This is a genomic window from Streptomyces silvae, from assembly GCF_016745505.1.
Taxonomy (GTDB): domain Bacteria; phylum Actinomycetota; class Actinomycetes; order Streptomycetales; family Streptomycetaceae; genus Streptomyces; species Streptomyces silvae.
In genome coordinates this window covers 1-5,874 of record NZ_JAERUC010000013.1, presented here as the reverse complement: position 1 = coordinate 5,874, position 5,874 = coordinate 1, and the positions used below count along the sequence as shown (strand labels likewise).

At 72.8% G+C, this 5,874-nt stretch carries 6 protein-coding genes and 1 tRNA gene; 5 read left to right on the top strand and 2 right to left on the bottom strand.

The genetic code is table 11. The annotated features are described in order from the left end of the window. Nucleotides 1-79: 79 nt before the first annotated feature. Nucleotides 80-152 (bottom strand) — tRNA-Glu (locus tag JKV81_RS02215). Between the two features lie 80 nt (nt 153-232). Next, on the bottom strand, nt 233-1,768 hold the full coding sequence (locus JKV81_RS02210) for a metallophosphoesterase family protein (protein WP_202074806.1): 1,536 nt from the start codon (nt 1,766-1,768) through the stop codon (nt 233-235). Between the two features lie 124 nt (nt 1,769-1,892). Between JKV81_RS02210 and JKV81_RS02205 the strand changes: the two genes are divergently transcribed. The 5 genes from JKV81_RS02205 to JKV81_RS02185 all read left to right on the top strand — a co-directional run. Then, nucleotides 1,893-2,246, top strand: a complete 354-nt coding sequence (locus JKV81_RS02205; RefSeq protein ID WP_015578045.1) for a metallopeptidase family protein — start codon at nt 1,893-1,895, stop codon at nt 2,244-2,246. Next, nucleotides 2,243-2,740 carry a fluoride efflux transporter FluC gene (locus JKV81_RS02200; protein ID WP_129264746.1) on the top strand — a complete coding sequence of 166 codons (498 nt, stop codon included), beginning with the start codon at nt 2,243-2,245 and terminating at the stop codon, nt 2,738-2,740. The genes JKV81_RS02205 and JKV81_RS02200 overlap by 4 nt, the downstream gene beginning before the upstream one ends. After that, complete coding sequence (locus JKV81_RS02195; RefSeq protein ID WP_129264747.1) at nt 2,737-3,120, top strand: fluoride efflux transporter FluC; 384 nt, start codon at nt 2,737-2,739, stop codon at nt 3,118-3,120. Before JKV81_RS02200 ends, JKV81_RS02195 begins: the two co-directional genes overlap by 4 nt. A gap of 119 nt (nt 3,121-3,239) precedes the next feature. Further along, on the top strand, nt 3,240-3,797 hold the full coding sequence (locus JKV81_RS02190; protein WP_202074805.1) for a hypothetical protein: 558 nt from the start codon (nt 3,240-3,242) through the stop codon (nt 3,795-3,797). Nucleotides 3,798-4,037: 240 nt separating this feature from the next. Next, the coding region (locus JKV81_RS02185; RefSeq protein WP_202074804.1) for a DEAD/DEAH box helicase at nt 4,038-5,874 on the top strand (1,837 nt) is incomplete at its 3' end.

Here is a 5,874-nt window from a genome sequence, read left to right as displayed (position 1 = left end):
TTGACAGGGTGGCGAGCACTCCAAACTGCTCCACAGGACCTAGCTAATGTGCGAGACAAGTCTCGCACACCGTAAAGCGTGCCCCCAACGGGATTCGAACCCGTGCTACCGCCTTGAAAGGGCGGCGTCCTGGGCCACTAGACGATGAGGGCTAAGGGCCCACCTGCGCGCTTTCCAGCGCGTCGGGGACGTGAGAAGCATATGGGATGCGAGGAGGTATCGCCAAAACGGTTTACGGGGAGGTCGTCGAGACGCTGGGGGAAGGGGGCGGGCTCTTCAGGTTCTCCTCCGGGAGATGGCGGCTGACCTCGGCCGTCGTCAGGCCGAGGCCCCCGAGGGTGATCTCGTCCCAGGCCTGCAGATGCCGGGTGGGCCGGTCCAGGTAGAGCACCGAGGCGCGCACCTTCTCGGGCTTCTCGTTCTGCACGGCGCGCAGTCCTCCGCCGCCCGTGGAGCCCTCGACCTTCAGCCGCGTACCCAGGGGCAGCAGTTCGTTGACCCGGTGGTGCACATGGCCGGCCAGGACCAGCGGAACCGTTCCGTCCGTCTCCCGCGCCGCGTTCGGGTCGTGCGCCACCGCGATGTCCACCGGGGTGCCCGCCCGCTTCTGGTCGCGCAGTGCCGAGGCGAGCCGCATGCCCGCGAGCTGCTCGGACGCCTTGCCGCCGGTGGGGCGGATGCGGTCCGGGGTGAACTGGGGGTCCCCGGTGCCGGCGATCCGCAGCCCGGCCACGCTCACCGCCTCGCCCTCGTCCAGGACGTGCGCGTTCCTGGTCTTCCGCAGATGGTCCTGGGTCTCCTTGGAGTCGTGGTTGCCCCGCACCCACACATAGGGGGCGCCCAGGTTGGAGACGGGGTCCAGGAAGCCGTTCTCGGCGGCGGTGCCGTGGTCCATCGTGTCGCCGGAGTCGATGATCACGTCGATCTCGTACTGCTCGACCAGCGAGGCGATGATGTGCCACGCGGCGGGGTTGAGGTGGATGTCGGAGACGTGCAGGACCCGGATGGTCCCCGGGTCCGGCTGGTAGACGGGGAGCGTGGACGTGGCGTCGTACAGCTTGGTGACGTTGGTGACGAGCCGGGCCAGTTCCTGCTGGTAGACGTCGAATTCGGTGACGATCGAGCGGGCGTCGCCGACGACCGAGGGGGCGCTGGAGAGCAGCCCGGAGAACTTCGGCTCCAGGACGGACTTCGGGTTCCAGGTGGCGTAGGCGCTGACGCCCGAGGCGGCCAGCAGCGCGAGGGCGAGGCCCCCGGCGGCCAGGGCGCGGCGGGGGCGCCGGTAGACGACGAGGCCGAGCGCGGTGGCGCCGGAGACCACGGCCACACAGGAGCGGACGGCCAGCTCCCGGGTGCCGGAGGCCACGTCGTCGGTGACCTCGGCCTGGAGGCCCGAGAGGCGCTCGGGGTGCTTGACCAGGGCCTGCGAGCGCTCCGGGTCCAGCTGGTCGACGTCCACGTCCAGGCGGACCGGGGCGTGGTGGGAGTCCAGCTCCAGGGCGCCGAGCGGTGACACGTTGATCTTCGTTCCGCCGCTCACCGAGGGCCGCAGGGTCATGGTGGTGTCCATGGGCCCCACCGGCGTACGCACGCTGCCGACGACCAGGAGCCCGAGCCAGGCGCCCAGCACGACCACGGCGAGCAGGCCGAACGCGCGTTTCCAGGGGTGCGCCGCGGTGACGAGCCCGCCGGTGGGGGCGGTGGCGCGCGAGCGGGAGCGGTAGAGGCGGCGGACACGGACGGCTGCGGCGTGGAACGGGCGTGCCATTGGGCGCGTATGCCCCGATCGGACGCCGGACATGCGGGCGGGCCGGGACGTGTGGGCCGGGCGGGTGGCCCGGGCGGCGGGTGCGGCCCGCCCGTTCCGGTCCGCCGTACGTGACAATGGCGGGGTGCTGGAGATGACGCGCGAGGAGTTCGAAGAGCTGGTGAGCCTGGCTCTTGACCGGGTCCCGCCGGAGCTGATGCGGCTGATGGACAACGTCGCGGTGTTCGTGGAGGAGGAGCCGGAGGACCCGGAGGACCGTGAGCTGCTCGGCCTCTACGAGGGCACCCCGCTCACCGAGCGCGGGGAGTGGTACGCGGGGGTGCTGCCGGACCGGATCACCATCTACCGGGGGCCGACGCTGCGGATGTGCGAGACCCGCGAGGACGTGGTCGCCGAGACCGAGATCACCGTGGTCCACGAGATCGCCCACCACTTCGGCATCGACGACGAGCGGCTGCACGAGCTGGGGTACGGGTGAGCACCCAGGACCCCCTGCCGGAGCGGCCCGTCGTCGACCCGGACGTCGATCTCTCCGTCCCCGCGCAGCGGGCCGAGACGGAGGGCCCGGGGAAGTGGCGGGTCCTGGCGGTCATCGCGGCGGGCGGCGCGGCCGGGGCCACGGCGCGCTACGCGGCGACCCTCGCCCTGCCCGCGGCCGATGACGGCTTCCCCTGGGCGATCTTCGCCGTCAATGTGACGGGCTGCGCCCTGATCGGCGTGCTGATGGTGCTGACCGTCGAGCGGGGGCGGATCACGCATCCCCTGGTGCGGCCGTTCCTGGGGGTCGGGGTGCTCGGCGGGTTCACCACGTTCTCGACGTACGCCGCCGACGTGTCCGGGCTGCTGGCCCGTCAGGAGGCGGCGACGGCGATGGCGTACATGGGGGCCACGGCCGTGGCGGCGCTCGGCGCGGTGTGGGCGGCGGCCGCGCTGACCCGGGCGCTCGCGGACCGGCGGGGGCGGACGGCGTGAACTGGCTGCTGGTCGTCCTCGGCGGCGCGGCCGGGGCGCCGCTGCGCTATCTGACGGACCGTGCGGTGCAGGCGCGGCACGGGGCGGGGACGCCGTACGTGTTCCCGTGGGGGACCTTCACGGTGAACGCGGCGGGCAGCCTGCTGCTCGGGCTGCTCACCGGCGCCACGGTCTCCACGCCGGTGTACGCGCTGCTGGGCACGGGCCTGTGCGGGGCGCTGACGACGTATTCGACGTTCTCCTACGAGACCCTGCGGCTGGCCGAGACGGGCCGGGGATTCCTGGCCGGGGCCAATCTGCTGGCGTCCCTGCTGGTGGGGCTCGGGGCGGTGTTCCTGGGGGCGGAGCTCGCGGGAGGCTTCGGGGGCCCCGGCGTGTGAGCCGGCCGGCGGGGGTGTGTGCGGGTGTTGTGTCCGGGCGTGTCCCCGGCGGGGGCGGGGGAGTTGGACACATCGCTCCCGTTCCGCCGTCCCTCTTCCCTCCCCGGAGGTGCCACCCCGTGCACCAGTTGTCCGCCCGCGTCCGCTGGGCAGCCGTCACCGCGCTGACGATCGCCGCGTCCACAGGCTGTGTGAGCGTCGGCAACGACGCCGGGAAGCCGGTGCCCTCGCACTCCGCCGGTGAGAAGGGTGCGTCGGCCCGGCCGGGCGGCGACACCGTGGCCGGTACCGGCCGGTCGGGCTCCGGAGGCGGCCGTGCCGAGGCGCAGTCCGACCGGGGCCCCTCGCGTGAGCCGGACGCCGAGGCGTCGGGCCGCCCCGCGTCGGCGGGCCCGGAGAAGGCCCGGCCGCAGCCCGGCCGCCCCGGCACCCCGGAGCCTTCCCGGGGCGGCCCCCTGCCCACCCCGGAGGCCAGCGATCCCGGTCCGGGTGAGCAGCCGCCCCCGCCGGTCACCCCCGAGGAGCCCCCGCCCTCGCCCGACCCGGAGCCCTCGTCGCCCCCGGAGCCCCCTTCGGCCTCGCCGGCGGCGCAGTCCCGTACGGACGCGATGGGGGCGCCGGGCAGGGTCGAGGTGTGGCCCACTCCGCGGGTATCACCGCAGGTCGCGCCCGTGTGAGAGGGGGCTGCGCCCGACCCGGTTTGCACGAATGGGGGGAGGGTGCGTATGGTAGTAGATCGTTTGATCCTATGCCCGGCGCCGACACAGAAGAGCGCCGTGTGGCGCGTACTCTCCCTTGCCGTGGCTGGACCGCATTGAGGCGGTCGAAATTGCGAAAACACGGAGTTACGGGCGCGTGCCGAGACTCCGGAAGGTTTCGCATTTCGCATGTCAATTTCCAGTTCTGACCACACCGTCATGTCCGAGAACGACGTCGAGAACATCGAGGTCGTGGAGGCCGCCGAGGCCGTAGTCGCCCAGGCCCCCGAGGCAGCCGACGAGACCCCGGCCGCCGAGACCCCCGCCGCGGACACCTCCGCCGAGGCCGCTTCCACCGTGGACGCCCCGGAAGAGGCCGCCTCCGACGAGGACGCCGAGCCCGGCATCACCTTCGGCTCGCTCGGACTGCCCGAGGGCATCGTCCGCAAGCTCGCGCAGAACGGTGTGACCGCCCCCTTCCCGATCCAGGCCGCGACCATCCCGGACGCCCTGGCCGGCAAGGACATCCTCGGCCGTGGCCGTACCGGCTCCGGCAAGACCCTCTCCTTCGGTCTGCCGCTGCTGGCCACGCTCTCCGGTGGCACCACCGAGAAGAAGAAGCCGCGCGGCATCATCCTCACCCCCACCCGTGAGCTCGCGATGCAGGTCGCGGACGCCCTCCAGCCGTACGGCGACGTGCTCGGCCTGAAGATGAAGGTCGTCTGCGGCGGTACGTCGATGGGCAACCAGATCTACGCCCTGGAGCGCGGTGTCGACGTCCTCGTCGCCACGCCCGGCCGTCTGCGCGACATCATCAACCGCGGTGCCTGCTCGCTCGCGAACGTCCAGGTCGCTGTCCTCGACGAGGCCGACCAGATGTCCGACCTGGGCTTCCTGCCCGAGGTCACCGAGCTGCTCGACCAGATCCCCGGCGGCGGCCAGCGCATGCTCTTCTCCGCCACCATGGAGAACGAGATCGGCACGCTGGTCAAGCGCTACCTGAGCAACCCGGTGACGCACGAGGTCGACAGCGCCCAGGGCAACGTCACGACCATGTCGCACCACGTCCTCGTCGTGAAGCCGAAGGACAAGGCGCCGGTCACGGCCGCGATCGCCGCCCGCAAGGGCCGCACGATCATCTTCGTCCGCACCCAGCTGGGCGCCGACCGCATCGCCGAGCAGCTCATCGAGTCCGGTGTGAAGGCCGACGCGCTGCACGGCGGCATGACCCAGGGCGCCCGTACACGGGTCCTCGAGGACTTCAAGAAGGGCTACGTCAACGCCCTGGTCGCCACCGACGTCGCCGCCCGCGGCATCCACGTCGACGGCATCGACCTCGTCCTCAACGTGGACCCGGCCGGCGACCACAAGGACTACCTGCACCGCTCGGGCCGTACCGCCCGTGCCGGCAAGTCCGGTGTCGTCGTCTCGCTGGCGCTCCCGCACCAGCGCCGCCAGATCTTCCGCCTGATGGAGGACGCGGGCGTCGACGCCTCGCGCCACATCGTGCAGGGCGCGGGCGTCTTCGAGCCCGAGGTCGCCGAGATCACCGGTGCCCGGTCGCTGACCGAGGTCCAGGCCGACTCCGCGAACAACGCGGCCAAGCAGGCCGAGCGCGAGGCCGCCGACCTCACCAAGCAGCTGGAGCGCGTCCAGCGCCGTGCCGTCGAGCTGCGCGAGGAGGCCGACCGTCTGGTCGCCCGTGCCGCCCGCGAGCGGGGCGACGACCCCGAGGCAGCGGTGGCCGAGGTCGCCGCCGAGGCAGAGGCCGCGCTCATCGCCGCGGTGTCCGTCCCGGAGCAGCCGGCCGCGCGCGACGACCGTCGTGACGACCGGGGCAACTTCAACCGCCGTGACGACCGTGGCGGCGACCGCCGCGACGACCGTGGCGACCGCGGGGGCTACCGCGGTGGCAACGACCGTGTCGGCGAGCGCAGTGGCCGCCCGTCCGGTGGCTCCGGCTACCGCGGCAGCAACGACCGTCCGTCCTTCCGCGGCAGCAGCGACCGCCCGTCCGGTGGCTTCCGCTCCGGTGGCGGTGACCGTCGGGACGACC

Bases quoted from the DNA above. Each gene is read 5' to 3' on its own strand.
- JKV81_RS02210 (WP_202074806.1), bottom strand. From the start codon at position 1,768: ATGGCACGCCCGTTCCACGCCGCAGCCGTCCGTGTCCGCCGCCTCTAC.